This is a genomic window from Paenibacillus sp. 2KB_22 (genome assembly GCF_052115745.1).
Lineage (GTDB): Bacteria > Bacillota > Bacilli > Paenibacillales > Paenibacillaceae > Paenibacillus.
In genome coordinates this window covers 1076961-1089938 of record NZ_JBFRHG010000002.1, presented here as the reverse complement: position 1 = coordinate 1089938, position 12978 = coordinate 1076961, and the positions used below count along the sequence as shown (strand labels likewise).

Below are 12978 nucleotides of genomic sequence, written 5' to 3'. Positions count from 1 at the left end.
TAATCATTGTTGTGTGATTGCATAAGGAGGACTTCAGTCCATGCTTCGCCGTTTCTTTGCCTATTACAGGCCTTACAAAAAGCTCTTTATTCTTGACTTTAGCTGTGCGATTCTGGTCGCGCTGCTGGAACTGGCTTTTCCACTGGCGGTCAACCGAGTAGTTGATGATCTGCTGCCAGGTGGACGCTGGGACTGGATTCTATGGGCGTGTCTGGCATTGCTCGGCATCTACTTCCTGAATTCCTTTCTGAACTTCGTAGTTACCTATTGGGGACACAAGCTGGGCATTAACATTGAGACGGATATGCGTAAAAGTCTGTTTAATCATGTGCAGAAGTTATCGTTCCGTTTCTTTGATAATACCAAGACAGGACACCTCGTATCCCGCATGACTAACGATCTGATGGATATTGGTGAGATTGCCCATCATGGTCCAGAGGATGTATTTATTGCGGTCATGACGCTGATTGGTGCATTCAGCATCATGATGAGCATTAACGGAAATCTGGCGGTGTTGACCTTTATCATCGTGCCGCTGATTATTTATCTCTCGCTCTACTTTGGCAGCAAGATGTCCAAGGCATTCAGCCGAATGTTCGGAGATATTGCGGACTTCAATGCTCGCGTAGAGAACAATATTACAGGTATCCGTGTTGTCCAGGCTTTTGCTAATGAAGAGCATGAAAAAGCACAATTTGCTGTGAACAACGGTCGTTTCCGTCAAACCAAACTGATCGCATACAAAATCATGGCCTGGAACTCCTCTGTCAGTTATATGCTGATGAAGCTGGTATCCCTCTTTGTTCTGGTATGCGGAACATGGTTTGTCATTCAAGGCAGTATGACCTACGGTCAGTTCATTGCATTTATCATGCTGTCCAATGTGTTCCTGACACCAATTCAGAAGATCAACTCGGTTATTGAGACGTATCCCAAAGGGATTGCAGGCTTCAAACGTTATACGGAGCTGCTCGATATGGAACCGGATGTGGAAGATCGCCCAGGGGCCGTTGCGGTATCCCATTTGCGTGGAGATATTCGTTATGAGCAAGTGACCTTTGGATATTCGGATCAGGAGCCTGTTCTCAAAGGTATCGATCTGAACGTGCAAGCAGGCGAAACCGTCGCTCTTGTCGGTCCATCCGGCGCGGGTAAAACAACATTGTGCAGTCTTCTGCCACGATTCTATGATGTGCTGGAAGGTCGCATCACGATCGATGGACAGGAGATTCAGAATATGACGCTGGATTCCTTGCGAAGTCATATTGGTATTGTACAACAGGATGTATTCCTCTTCGATGGAACCATTCGCGAGAATATTGCTTACGGCAAGCTGGATGCATCCGAAGAAGAAATCTGGATGGCTGCCAGACGTGCACAGATGGAATCTTTGATTCAATCGATGCCAGAAGGACTGGATACGTTAATTGGTGAACGCGGCGTGAAACTGTCCGGTGGACAGAAACAGCGTTTGTCCATTGCCCGTATGTTCCTGAAAAACCCGCCAATTCTGATCCTGGACGAAGCAACATCCGCACTGGATACAGAAACGGAAGCGGCGATTCAGCAATCCCTTGCTGAGCTGTCCGAGGGCCGGACCACTCTGGTCATCGCTCACCGATTGGCTACAATCAAAAATGCAGACCGCATTATTGTCGTTGCTGAACAAGGCATTACGGAGCAGGGAAGTCATGAAGAATTACTCGCAGCAGGTGGGGTGTACAGCCGCCTTCACTATGCGCAGTTTGGCGCGTAACTTATCCTATCCTATGTGGATGTAACAATGTAAATATGAGAAGTAACGCCATCGTTCTTGACTTGGAAGGAGTCAGGACGTTGGCGTTTTTTTCTTTTTTATGATCAAGTGTGGGTCAGGGGTACTGTGCTCTTATCTGCCTGTGATCATGGATGTGGAAACGGGTAATATAGTAAAGAGAACGCTTAACGTATAAGATATATTCATCATCTTGCTAGATGTAGGAGGTACACGATATGCAGTTAAACGATATGCTGAAGATTCTTATAACCTGTCTATTATTTATTCTGATCTGGTGGCTTCTGTCTCAAGGGATTCGCAAACTTTCCAGTACTCGTGCGGGGTCCGGTTTCCAACGCTGGGGTGGGTGGTCCATTGGACTTTTCATGGTTGGCGCCGTGCCACTCGGTTTTTCGCTATACACAGAGATCTTTGATGAACGCCTGGATGCCAACATCGGGTTAGGACTCGCCATGTTATTTGTCTGGGCCTACTGTGCTGTCTTGTTATGCGCGGCGTTGGTGGTCTGGGGAAGGTACGTGTATAAAAGGGATATGAGAAAGTGAATGCAACAATAATCTGACCGGGTACGTTAAATCTAGAAAGAGGTGTTATTAAAGGGGGATTTACATGTGACCCATCTTCGTCGAGTCCTTATATTACTCTCTATTCTGTTCGTATGTCTTACGGGATGTTCAGGACATATCGAGTGCAACTCTGTGCAGTCTCAAGCAAATGCACCTAGTGAAGATGGATTTACTGGTTATGTAGTTGATCGTAAAGACGATTCCATTCTTGTGGTTGATCCTGCCTACCGAGATAACAGTTCCAATAGAGGAGCCGATCGATATTATCCGGCAAAATGGTTCTCCAATGCGCCTGAGCCGCAGATCGGCTCCTATGTTGAAATCTGGACAGATGGAAGACCGGAAAATCAGCCTTATCCCGGGCAGGCCAGAGCAGATAAGATAGCGGTATCTTGTCCAAATACTCCAGATGGGGCTCATCTAAGTGAGGCGGACGCAATTCGGGGTGGACTATACACAACAGATGGAGAAAAGGTACGTATTCCTGTGATAGAGTATGTACAATTTGATCAGGATACAGGAACGTGGGTTATTCGCATCAAAGATGCGATGTCAACGATGAATAATCAAGATGAGATTGAAGTGAAGGTAAAAGATGTAGAGCCGGTTGAGTAATGGGGGAGCGTAAAAGTATTCATATGGGATGGAGAGAAATTAAATGGATATTAGGGAGTGTCTTCCCCGCGACAAACATGATTTTGAAGCGGTGCGCAAGTTAAGCGAATTCAGTAATGGAGAGTTAAATGGCATTATACCGGAGCTTATGGAGTGGTTGCAAGATGGGAACTGGCCCGTTTCCAAGCCGGTAGAGGATCTGCTATTGAGACTGGGGGAGGACTTAATTCCTCATATTAAGGATGTATTGCAAACCCAAGATTCCACGTGGGAATATTTCATTTTGGTCGGATTAATTGATCGATTGCCTGTATCTCATCTGAGGATGCTACGGAACGACTTAGTAAGGATATTAGAGTCCCCTACACCAAGTGAGGTACTTGAGGAGTTGGATGAGGTTATCGTGGAGCTTTTGAAAAAGATGAAGGGAGACTAACGAGAGGTAAGTGGAGATGGAAGTTTGGATACATACATAGGAACTGGTAATTAACTTTCTAAGAAAGACTGAAATATTGAATATGGAGTTATAAACATGCTGAAATACCAACTTCTTTTCCCTACCTGTTTGAGTTCGGAAATATACTGTTTGGAAATTGTACAAGAGTTAATTGACTTATTTGATATTTCAGAGAAAGAAGCTTTCTTAGAATTAATTCTTTTTGGGAAGGCAATGATTTTTTATCAGAAGAGGACCTGATTTTTCATGAGCCCCCTGAATATTGGGCAAAAAAAATTTATTATGAGAAATCAAATTGGTGGAATTTCCCTGAGAACGAACTAATCCCAAGAAAAATAGATTGATATGATAAGCAGGGAAACCGCCATTATGATTTTAGAAAATGGGAAAGGACACATCTGCCATGGAATTATCAAGGTCTCAGCAATTTGCTCAAGAGCATGTAACCAATTATGCAAGAAGCCGCAAAAATGAGGCGGAGCAAACCATTAGGGAAATTCTTCGTATGTCCAATATCGAGCTGAAGACATTTGAAGATGCTATCGCCAAACTAAAATCTCATGCAAGGATCGCGTTACACTTTCACCCAGATCGATTAGATCCGTCTATGAAAAGCGTTGCTGAAGCACTACTTGAGCAGGGCGTTTATAAAAGTCAGTTTGAGACTTTCTTATCGAATGGAAGTGTATCCGCATTTTCAGGCGGTGAACGTGACGTTTGGGAAAATAAAATGTTTGGCGGAGCGTACCAAATCAACGGTTCAACCAATAGCGAACGGCCCAAATATGGGGCACTCCATGTCATGTTACATCCTGATGGACCTGCTCCTCGTTTTGGATCATGTTATTTCCTTTTATCTACTGAGGTCTCTCAACGTTGCACGTATACCTATTTGGATTCTCACCAAGACCCCGAGGAAAAGGGAACGTATGAGGAATTTGACCTTATTTTGGCTGCTCTCATGAGGGATGTATTCTATAGTGGTTTTGCAATAGGTGAAAGATATCTAACAGTCCAAAAGTTAATCGGCCATATGCTTGTCAATTTTGAGAAACCCTTCCAAAATCCATTCAGCCAAGAGCCAAACCGAAATCTGGACCATTATATCGAAGCTCAGGTTCATGGTGATATTTCCCTTGAAAAAGATGTAAAGATGCTTGTTGCCGACCCATCATTTAAAGGCACACATACAGGAAGAATCTTAGAGCAGATATGTTTAAAGTATTCCATTGATCTCCACTGGCACATGGGCTTTACACTATTAGTTGATGACGTTCCTATGGATTTTCGTGGTCCTTCGATGCCTTCACTAGCCAAAAGAATTGCCAAAAGTGATTTTATTGATGCAAATATCATTGGTTCTGCAGCTATGGACTTGAAACGAAACCCAAGCCATTGGAGCGATAGAGGAACCTACAAAGAAGTTCTACAAGAGTTGAAATTACTCTGGCATGTCTTAGTGAGATATGGAAAACCAATGAACAAGTAAAACGGTTTTCGAGATAAAAATATTGAATATGTAGTGATAACAATGCTAAAATACCAACTTCTTTTCCCTACCTGTCTGCGTATCTCCTGAATTTTAATTTATTACTCAGTAATAGTACTCTAACAACCTTGAGCGCCTAGCCGTTCAAGGTTGTCTTTTTATCATTCAAACAGATTACTGACTATACATTTATCTATGAATCTGCTGTCACAAAAACGAACGTATGTTTTATAATTACATTGACTTTTTGTCCTGGCAATAATATATTGTTGTCAGGACAAAAAAAGAGGTGAAGCAAATGTCCGCCAAAAAGATGGGGCGGCCTAAGTCTGACAAACCCAAAAGCAGAACGATTGAGATACGTGTTGATGAGGAAATTATGAACAAGCTCGATATTTCGGCAGAAAAGCTGAATACGAATCGATCAGACATCGTTCGCAAAGGGATTGAGAAGATTTACGACGAGCTCCAAAAATAAAAAGGAAGCAGCGCTAGTCCCACGAAGAACACGCTGCTTCCTACCCCGCAATCACTTGAATGAGCGACTGCATAAATATCCTACCATGTGCAGAACGTTCATTCAAGTGAGGTGCGAATTGATATACAGGAGGATGCACATGAATTCGATATTAGAAGCATTATATAATGGACGACTTCGACCGGATGAGATGATGATGCCGACACATCCTGAATACCAAGCGTTAGGGCGGCAGATTGCAGCTCTGACAGAGCAGTGGAAGAATCGATTGAGCGAAAACGAATTCCGTGAGCTTGAACAGTTATTTGACTTGTGTGGCAGATGTGAGGGCATGCATACTGAAGCAGCGTTTGCACAAGGTTTTCGTCTGGGTGCCAACATGCTAATTGAAGTCATGAGTCAGTGTGAGGAATCGGTGTTGGAGTTTAGCTAAGTTTAACGATGTGAGCAGAGATCCGGTTTACTTTTACAGCTAAATTTTCAGGAAATGAAGTTCATACAACATACTCATTTTGCAACATAAAATTGTATCATACATTTAATATAACAAAGCCCTCCAATCCTCTCTGCATTCAGCAGTAGGGTTCGAGGGCTTCACTTAAGCATGGAGTTAACAATATATATAGGGAAAGAACCTGTCAAACAAATGGTTCCTTAATCCGTAATATTCCCCGCCATCTTCAGACGGCGAGCAATTTCCTTGAAGTCTTCTTGCGAAATGCCTGGGGCGAATTCTTCTTCCACCGCAGGAGCTTCCGGAATCGGGAAACCTTCTGGTATACCCTGGATTACTTCCAGAGGTTGTCCATCTTCGGGGTGAGTTCCTTTCCAGATCTGACCAATGGCGTTGAAGTCTTTATCACTATAGGTGTACAGCTTGGTGTGTACCCCTTTTTCTTCATATTTACGAGTCTCATTGAAAGCTTTGTTGTTCAGTGAAGGAATAGGAACGAGTTTGGTTACATTGACGCCAGTTGCGATCTCAAGTGCTTTTGCATATGCAACGACATGCACGCCGCCACGTACCAGCAGGAAACCAACCACTTCGCGGGCTGCGGGGTGATCTGTCATCTCATATACCTTCATTTTATGCGTACGCGCTCCACATTCGAGGAAAAAGTTGTGCAACAGATCTTCGACCAGATTTCCGCTGTTGAAGACGTTTGCTCCCGTCCATGGATTACCCATAGAGTCAAAAGGCATTGCGCCTTGTGCACCTGCCAGATAGTGATAAGACAGACGAGCATCTTTCACGGAACCTAGCGGCGTATCGTCGGGTTCTTTGTACTCGGTTGATCCTCTAAGACATTTGTTAATCCCGTGAGACACCAGCTCAACATGTCCCAATTCTTCGGCCGTAATACTCATGACCAGGTCATAGAAGGGCTTCAACTTTTCTTTAGAGCGAAAATTAAACGATTGATAGAGGTAGTTGTTCAACGTTGACATTTCTCCGAATTTGCCGCCGAGCAGTTCCTGTATGGCTGCCGCTGCATTCGGATCGGGCTTCTCGACATTGGGAATCTCAATCAGAATTTCATCCAAGCGTTTGAACATTCGGGTGTAACCTCCTCAAAGTGGTATTGCAGAACATGTAGAAATGTTAGCCATAAAGTCAGGCTGTCATGGCCTATTACACGGTTATTCCCTTTTTTAAACATAAAATCAACCAAATGGGGCTTAAGTATTGCATCACATGCTGCATATCTTCTCCCTTTTGTTATTTCCAATACGGTGAATTTTATGTATAATCTAACCTTTAAATGGGTCTTCTAGATACAAGAGAATTAAGGTACATAAAGGAGTTAAAGATGAACAAACGTTGGGTGAAAATAGTGTGGATTCCGATGTTTCTGATGATGCTGATGTACATAAGCAGCGAGTCTGTCACAGCATACGCCGGTACGAACGAGGTTCAGGTGGATGAAGATACGAGGCAGTTACTTGAGAAGAAATACGGGTTGGAGCCCCCTGAGGAGCCGAAGACACAACAACCCTTTTTCTCGGGTGACTGGGGAATGAGTTTCCGGACAGAGCCACCTGATTCGTTGGACCGGCTTGTTCATGTGGTTCCTTTCTCCCTACGGCCACTGGCCTGGATCTTTCGTTTATTCGTGTAAAATGAAACCCGGACGGGCAATATAACAGAAACATATTGTCCCAAGGAGTGAGTGAAATGAGAATGCTCATCGTTACCGTCATGTCGGTAGTCTTGAGTTTGGCCGGAATGACATCAGGAACAGGTGCCTCTATCCCTGATTATGCGAAGTGGGGAATTATAGCGGTCAAAGAAACACAGACCAAATATAATGTGGATATTTTGGACTATAAGCACATCGGTCGTACCTCTCTAACAGCGGATCAGTCACGGGAACAGTTCAAGTTATGGGTTCGTGCCAAAGACGGCAAGCAATTCGCGGTCTATGTGAATGTTGATTTTAATCCATCTACACAGCAATTAAAGAAAGTACAATTTTCGGAATCGGATCGACACTGATCCGTTACTGAACCAGGTATTACGAGTCATATTGTCATATCATCAGTGCTATTAGAGGAACCAGACTCCCTTGATCATTAAGGTGAAATTCTGGTTTTTTTATTTTGCAAAATCCTTTTTTTACTATTGAATAAAGAACTTATGTTCGCATATAATATGAAATACAAACAAACGTTCTTATCGGAGGGATGATTATGCTAGGGAAATATATTGGCCAGATGGTGGAGCTTGTCTACATGGATCGTGCAGGGCAGATTACGCAGCGACAGATTCGAATTAACAGTGTACGTGGCGGGATGATTAGAGCATCAGCGGGAAAAGAAGGCTCACCCCGAACATTTCTGGAGCAAGGTATTCTGGCATGGCGTCCTGTTACGGATCTGAATGGGGAGGTAAAGTATGCTGAACGACTTTGAACGCAAGATTTTGCGTATTATGGTGAACTATGCAGGACAACGGCGCAGGTTGCCGCGTATGGATGAACTGGAGAACAAGACGGGACGAAGCAGAGCTTACATTCATGAGTCATTGCTGGAGCTAGAACGCACCGGGCACATCGCGTGGGAGAATCGGTCTACTCTCGAAGGTATACAGATTTTGCAGGCATGGGAACAGGTGCAACAGCCGATTCGCAAAAGCCAGCCTTCCGGGGACTCCGTAAAATATTTTACGGACTATTAAGGTGTCTTTTCAAACTCAAGCAAGCTTTACGATGATGGCTGTCAGCATCAAAACAGTCTTGAATCCAAGTTGGCTGGTCCTGGCGAATGAATAGATGATTTTCTAAGGAACACAGTACGTCTTAATTTAGCCTTCCGCTCTTCTAGTTAAATTGTAAGGAACATCAGCCACGTTATCTCCCGAAATCCCCTGACAAAAACGCTATAAAAGACTAAACATTCTTATATAGCGTGTCTCAGATTCTTTAGATTTCTAAGGGGGCTTCAAATCCTTGAATAAAACGCCTCAGATTCGTTACCTCTCGGGGCCTGAAGTTCGGCTTTCAGTAGGTTTGAAGACACCCTTTAGTGAACATAAGAAAACGCCAACCCGGATAACCGGATCGGCGCTTCTGTGTAACACGTACGAACTGTGCATCTATTTTAGAAATGGGGAAGTTGGTCCAAGTTGTTGGTTGGGTCACCGTCGGCATCGCCGCGAATATACATTTCGCCATCTTTGCCTTTAAATACATTCACGCCGGCAATAGCGCCAGCCTTTACTTCTGCAAGTGCTTGTTGGTAATCCAGTACACGTCCTGCTGAAGTCTGAAAGGCTGTCAGGTCACCGTCGCCATTTTTCTGTACGGCTGTGAAACTCTCGCGTGTCGATTGATCCATGATGTCACACTCTCCTTATATGACGAGATAGGAATCTGTTTACCTGATTAGCCTATCCGAATTCATGGGAAGTATGCATCATATGCTGATCAGACTTGCCAATGCCGAAGTTTTACAGACTCTTTTTCATACGAACATGCAGAATATCTGCATCATAAAAAGGTTCTTCCGAAATTACTTCATAGCCCAGTTTCTCATAGAATTTCTGCGCCTGACATTGAGCATCCAGTACGGAATAGGATAAGCCGAGTTCACGTGCTAGTTCCTCCATCGCGAGCAGAAGCACGCGTCCATAACCGAATGAACGATGAGACTCAAGCACCGCGATCCGCTGCATTTTGGCCGTATCCTTGCTGTAATAGATCAGACGTCCTGTAGCTACAGCTTGCCCATCCGTACTTAACAATACATGATGCACATCCGGACTGATGACATCATATTGATCAATCTCAATCTCGGCAGGCACCTGTTGCTCGATCACAAAAACGTGATTGCGAATACCCAGGGCTTGTTCCAATTGTTCTTGCGTCGTTACATAACTAATCTCAGCTGCCAATTCCATTCCTTCTTTCTGCTCTTGCGCGACATATCAGACTGAATTATACAAAAAAATGTTTTTCCTGTATAGTGAAGTCTGGAACATATTGGGAGAGGAGGGGGTAGTGATGGGCATGACAGGCATCATGGTCATTACATTGTTAATGTCGGCGGGAATGATTACTCTGTTGTATTACGTTACGAAGAAAGCATACTCGCGCAAGTGGGATGAAGATGAATAATTCACCTGTTAAGCTTTACGGCAAAACTTCACTGCTTCCTCGCGGAGAATATACATCTTGAATTACCGATTTGGAGTACACGTCCAGCCAGACGGGCAGAGATTCAACATTTTCATTGGGTTGTTTTAACTGTTGGAATTGAACCGTATGTTCATCCCGCTCCAAGCCGCAACCAGCAACGGTTGTCATGAGAATCATAAGCCCAGCGAAGAGAAAGAAGCATTTGGTAAATGTATGTGTATTGGATTTTGACCGTTTTGTTAAGTTTCGCATAGGGAATTCACCTCGTTGTAGAAATGGTAATCTTTCCTTTATTGTGCACCATTTCGGGTGAATTATAACCAAATAAATCATTGACAATGAACACGGTTACTTGATATGATACTGTTACTTGATTGGGAAATAATTATATATCATGATCTGTTAGCTCAGCTGGGAGAGCACTATCTTGACAGGGTAGGGGTCAGTGGTTCGAGCCCACTACAGATCATACACGGGAAGCCTTGCGATGTAAGGCTTCTTTTCTTTTTTCACATACAAACATGAATACGTTTCCGAGTGCTTCATTTTCTCTCCTATTTTTAAACAAAACTTAAATAAAACATAAATTCAGCGTAAGGTTCGTCTTCTATACTTGGTTCTGAGATCAACAGACACTTCTTAGAGGAGAGAACTTATGAATTATTCAAGTCTAGTTACATCAAAGTTAGCGAGAGTAGGAATCGCGGGTACACTGGCCTTAATACTGACAACAAGCCCACTTGCCAACATGGGGGTTGTTGCCGCGGAAGCAGTCCCATCACTTGTATCTACGAATATGCATAACACACAGAAAGACTCCCTGGAGCATGCCCCAATTCAATACCAGATCCAAGCTCGGCTGAATGAGAAGGATATGACGATCCAGGGGAGCGAGAAGGTTACGTATCACAACACAAGCAAGGATACACTTCAGCAGCTGGTCCTGCATACATATGCTGATGCGAACCTGTCCAAGTCTACACAGGCGAGCATGTACCAACAGAACAATGAACAGATTAGTGAAGATCATCCGGAGAAAAAACCGGAGGACTTTCTGGGTGGCATCGATATTCAGGCTGTAACAGCAGGTAGTCAATCGCTGGATTTCCATAAGGAAAACCAAGCGTTGACCGTGCATTTGAAAGAACCCGTTAAACCAGGCGAATCTGTAGTATTCCAACTAGAATTTCATCTGAATATACCTTATGGCTCACAGCGAGTTTCCTATTACAAGGACATTATCAATGGTGCACACTGGTTCCCGGTAATGTCTGTATACGATGAGGTCAAGCATCAGTGGAACAAGGCACCGTATAGTCGAACATTCGAGAGCGATTATTACACCTCGTCGGACTTTGAAGTTCAATTTAATGTGCCTGAGGAGTATCAGGTAGCCATGCCTGGCTCTATCACCACTCAAGATAGTACAGAACATGGACGTAAGATTGTGTCTGCCGTAGCCGAGAATACGAGAGAGTTTGTTTTCTTTGCCAGTCCTAATCTTCAAGTGGAGCGCGCTACCCATAACGGTCTGACGGTGGAATACTATTATTTCAACAATGATCCATCCAAGAAAAAGATGGTTGACCGGTACATTAATCAGGCATTCAAGGTCATTGATTTTTATAGTGAGAAATACGGCAAGTATCCTTATCCAGAGTTCCGAATTGTCGAGACGTATGTACAAGGCGTTGCCGTGGAGTATGCGAGACTCATTCAGATGGGACAGATTCAAACGGGTAAGGTTCCAGAAGAAGATACAACATTTGTTCATGAGATAGCACATCAGTGGTTCCATGCATTGATCGGTAATAACTCGGAGACAGAATCCTTCCTGGATGAAGGCTTTGCCGATTTCTCCATGGTGTATTTTGCTGAGAAACAGGGAGATAAGCTAAATGGTTTCAGATCTATACAATTTGATATTGGGCCTGTAGATATGACAATTGCGGCAACAAACGATGAAGTCGGGGAAATGGCTAGTCTGCTGTATTATCAGAAGGGGCGACAAGCGATCTATCAGCTATACCGTTCCGTCGGTGAAGAGGAATTTGACGAATTGATGAGAACATATTTCAAACGCTACGTATATCAAAATGCAACAATAGAGGGGCTTCTTCAGATCATTGAAGATGTGCTTGGTAAGGAAGTGCGCACAGAAATGCAAACAGCCCTATATCAGCCTGATTTTGTCTTAAAGCCGGAATTCCAATTATCCAAAGAAGAGACCGCTGCATATGTGCATGATATCTTACAAGCGCAATATCAGGCTGTCATGGGTATGATCCCTAATCTGCCTTATGAAGTGATGAATCGATTGATGGACAAAGTCCTTCAAGGCGAGGAATTAACCATTGTGCTCAGTGATCAGGTGAGTAAACTTGCAGCCAAACAGCAGGAAGATATCGTTCATCAGTTGACCGGATTCCTTGATATGAGCGGGATAAGATACGACGTTGTACGGGATCGCAAGGAACTGAAGCAAAAAATGAAAAAAGAGATCGGCAACAGCAACCTTATTGTCATTGGCAATGCCAATTCAAACGGATTGGTACAAGCTTTAAAATTCAACATTATCGATCGGACCAAACAGACAGGTTTTCCTTGGAAGAATACCATGAATCAACCTCTCGCCGCTGGTGCATACGTGATCAAACATCCCTATAACCAGAATCGATTGATGCTTCATTATTTCTGGAATGAGGATCATCTGAGTGATGCAACATTGGAAGCTTATAAGCCGAAAATACAGGAGTCTATCGGATTCAGTAACGACTTTTACCAGTTCTATGTATTGAATAACCAAGGCAAGGAGCAATCCGATAAAAAAGTAGCCAATCCCTTATCTTCACTTTTTGCAGAGGAATAAGCAATGGGTTTTAGAAATATGAGGATATTATCTCTTGCGAAACCACAAGAAAACTTGCTTAAGAAAACAAAACATCTATAGTGCAGGTTC

The 12978-nt window shown here is 43.5% G+C and carries 16 protein-coding genes and 1 tRNA gene; 13 read left to right on the top strand and 4 right to left on the bottom strand.

What is annotated here, in order from left to right; all coding sequences use genetic code 11:
- Window positions 1–40 precede the first annotated feature (40 nt).
- From AB4111_RS15840 to AB4111_RS15810, 7 genes are all read left to right on the top strand, one after another.
- A complete protein-coding gene (locus AB4111_RS15840) occupies window positions 41–1756 on the top strand; it encodes an ABC transporter ATP-binding protein (protein ID WP_442032309.1) in 1716 nt (571 codons plus the stop codon).
- 236 nt (window positions 1757–1992) lie between these two features.
- On the top strand, window positions 1993–2322 hold the full coding sequence (locus AB4111_RS15835) for a hypothetical protein (protein ID WP_442032308.1): 330 nt from the start codon (window positions 1993–1995) through the stop codon (window positions 2320–2322).
- Between the two features lie 66 nt (window positions 2323–2388).
- Entirely contained in the window at window positions 2389–2958 is a 570-nt protein-coding gene (locus AB4111_RS15830) for a DUF3221 domain-containing protein (protein WP_442032307.1), read from the top strand.
- A gap of 43 nt (window positions 2959–3001) precedes the next feature.
- Window positions 3002–3394, top strand: coding sequence for a DUF5071 domain-containing protein (locus tag AB4111_RS15825; RefSeq protein WP_442032306.1), 393 nt, complete (start codon window positions 3002–3004; stop codon window positions 3392–3394).
- 424 nt (window positions 3395–3818) lie between these two features.
- Complete coding sequence (locus tag AB4111_RS15820) at window positions 3819–4904, top strand: DUF3626 domain-containing protein (protein ID WP_442032305.1); 1086 nt, start codon at window positions 3819–3821, stop codon at window positions 4902–4904.
- Between the two features lie 298 nt (window positions 4905–5202).
- On the top strand, window positions 5203–5382 hold the full coding sequence (locus AB4111_RS15815) for a ribbon-helix-helix domain-containing protein (protein WP_017687382.1): 180 nt from the start codon (window positions 5203–5205) through the stop codon (window positions 5380–5382).
- Window positions 5383–5521: 139 nt separating this feature from the next.
- Window positions 5522–5815, top strand: coding sequence for a DUF6809 family protein (locus tag AB4111_RS15810; protein WP_442032304.1), 294 nt, complete (start codon window positions 5522–5524; stop codon window positions 5813–5815).
- A gap of 221 nt (window positions 5816–6036) precedes the next feature.
- Here AB4111_RS15810 and AB4111_RS15805 read toward each other — a convergent pair whose 3' ends face one another.
- Window positions 6037–6939 carry a manganese catalase family protein gene (locus AB4111_RS15805; RefSeq protein ID WP_442032303.1) on the bottom strand — a complete coding sequence of 301 codons (903 nt, stop codon included), beginning with the start codon at window positions 6937–6939 and terminating at the stop codon, window positions 6037–6039.
- A 254-nt stretch (window positions 6940–7193) separates the two neighbouring features.
- Between AB4111_RS15805 and AB4111_RS15800 the strand changes: the two genes are divergently transcribed.
- The 4 genes from AB4111_RS15800 (at window position 7194) to AB4111_RS15785 (ending at window position 8560) form a co-directional block, all read left to right on the top strand.
- Window positions 7194–7502 carry a hypothetical protein gene (locus AB4111_RS15800; protein ID WP_442032302.1) on the top strand — a complete coding sequence of 103 codons (309 nt, stop codon included), beginning with the start codon at window positions 7194–7196 and terminating at the stop codon, window positions 7500–7502.
- A gap of 56 nt (window positions 7503–7558) precedes the next feature.
- On the top strand, window positions 7559–7879 hold the full coding sequence (locus AB4111_RS15795) for a DUF3889 domain-containing protein (protein WP_253439185.1): 321 nt from the start codon (window positions 7559–7561) through the stop codon (window positions 7877–7879).
- A 194-nt stretch (window positions 7880–8073) separates the two neighbouring features.
- Complete coding sequence (locus tag AB4111_RS15790; RefSeq protein WP_017687387.1) at window positions 8074–8295, top strand: hypothetical protein; 222 nt, start codon at window positions 8074–8076, stop codon at window positions 8293–8295.
- Window positions 8279–8560, top strand: coding sequence for a hypothetical protein (locus AB4111_RS15785; protein ID WP_047843713.1), 282 nt, complete (start codon window positions 8279–8281; stop codon window positions 8558–8560). The genes AB4111_RS15790 and AB4111_RS15785 overlap by 17 nt, the downstream gene beginning before the upstream one ends.
- Before the next feature lie 422 nt (window positions 8561–8982).
- Here AB4111_RS15785 and AB4111_RS15780 read toward each other — a convergent pair whose 3' ends face one another.
- The 3 genes from AB4111_RS15780 to AB4111_RS15770 form a co-directional block, all read right to left on the bottom strand.
- Entirely contained in the window at window positions 8983–9219 is a 237-nt protein-coding gene (locus AB4111_RS15780; RefSeq protein WP_253439183.1) for a DUF3892 domain-containing protein, read from the bottom strand.
- A 112-nt stretch (window positions 9220–9331) separates the two neighbouring features.
- Window positions 9332–9775 carry a GNAT family N-acetyltransferase gene (locus AB4111_RS15775; RefSeq protein ID WP_442032776.1) on the bottom strand — a complete coding sequence of 148 codons (444 nt, stop codon included), beginning with the start codon at window positions 9773–9775 and terminating at the stop codon, window positions 9332–9334.
- A 238-nt stretch (window positions 9776–10013) separates the two neighbouring features.
- Window positions 10014–10271 carry a hypothetical protein gene (locus AB4111_RS15770; protein ID WP_442032301.1) on the bottom strand — a complete coding sequence of 86 codons (258 nt, stop codon included), beginning with the start codon at window positions 10269–10271 and terminating at the stop codon, window positions 10014–10016.
- 144 nt (window positions 10272–10415) lie between these two features.
- On the opposite strand from AB4111_RS15770, the gene AB4111_RS15765 reads away from it, so the two are divergent.
- Window positions 10416–10488, top strand: a tRNA-Val gene (locus tag AB4111_RS15765).
- A 186-nt stretch (window positions 10489–10674) separates the two neighbouring features.
- The gene (locus AB4111_RS15760; protein ID WP_442032300.1) at window positions 10675–12888 is read left to right on the top strand and encodes a M1 family metallopeptidase; all 2214 of its coding nucleotides are present in this window, start codon (window positions 10675–10677) and stop codon (window positions 12886–12888) included.
- The last annotated feature ends 90 nt before the right edge of the window (window positions 12889–12978 follow it).

Bases quoted from the DNA above. Each gene is read 5' to 3' on its own strand.
- AB4111_RS15840 (WP_442032309.1), top strand. From the start codon at position 41: ATGCTTCGCCGTTTCTTTGCCTATTACAGGCCTTACAAAAAGCTCTTT.
- AB4111_RS15835 (WP_442032308.1), top strand. From the start codon at position 1,993: ATGCAGTTAAACGATATGCTGAAGATTCTTATAACCTGTCTATTATTT.
- AB4111_RS15825 (WP_442032306.1), top strand. From the start codon at position 3,002: ATGGATATTAGGGAGTGTCTTCCCCGCGACAAACATGATTTTGAAGCG.
- AB4111_RS15820 (WP_442032305.1), top strand. From the start codon at position 3,819: ATGGAATTATCAAGGTCTCAGCAATTTGCTCAAGAGCATGTAACCAAT.
- AB4111_RS15815 (WP_017687382.1), top strand. From the start codon at position 5,203: ATGTCCGCCAAAAAGATGGGGCGGCCTAAGTCTGACAAACCCAAAAGC.
- AB4111_RS15810 (WP_442032304.1), top strand. From the start codon at position 5,522: ATGAATTCGATATTAGAAGCATTATATAATGGACGACTTCGACCGGAT.
- AB4111_RS15805 (WP_442032303.1), bottom strand. From the start codon at position 6,939: ATGTTCAAACGCTTGGATGAAATTCTGATTGAGATTCCCAATGTCGAG.
- AB4111_RS15800 (WP_442032302.1), top strand. From the start codon at position 7,194: ATGAACAAACGTTGGGTGAAAATAGTGTGGATTCCGATGTTTCTGATG.
- AB4111_RS15795 (WP_253439185.1), top strand. From the start codon at position 7,559: ATGAGAATGCTCATCGTTACCGTCATGTCGGTAGTCTTGAGTTTGGCC.
- AB4111_RS15790 (WP_017687387.1), top strand. From the start codon at position 8,074: ATGCTAGGGAAATATATTGGCCAGATGGTGGAGCTTGTCTACATGGAT.
- AB4111_RS15785 (WP_047843713.1), top strand. From the start codon at position 8,279: ATGCTGAACGACTTTGAACGCAAGATTTTGCGTATTATGGTGAACTAT.
- AB4111_RS15780 (WP_253439183.1), bottom strand. From the start codon at position 9,219: ATGGATCAATCGACACGCGAGAGTTTCACAGCCGTACAGAAAAATGGC.
- AB4111_RS15770 (WP_442032301.1), bottom strand. From the start codon at position 10,271: ATGCGAAACTTAACAAAACGGTCAAAATCCAATACACATACATTTACC.
- AB4111_RS15760 (WP_442032300.1), top strand. From the start codon at position 10,675: ATGAATTATTCAAGTCTAGTTACATCAAAGTTAGCGAGAGTAGGAATC.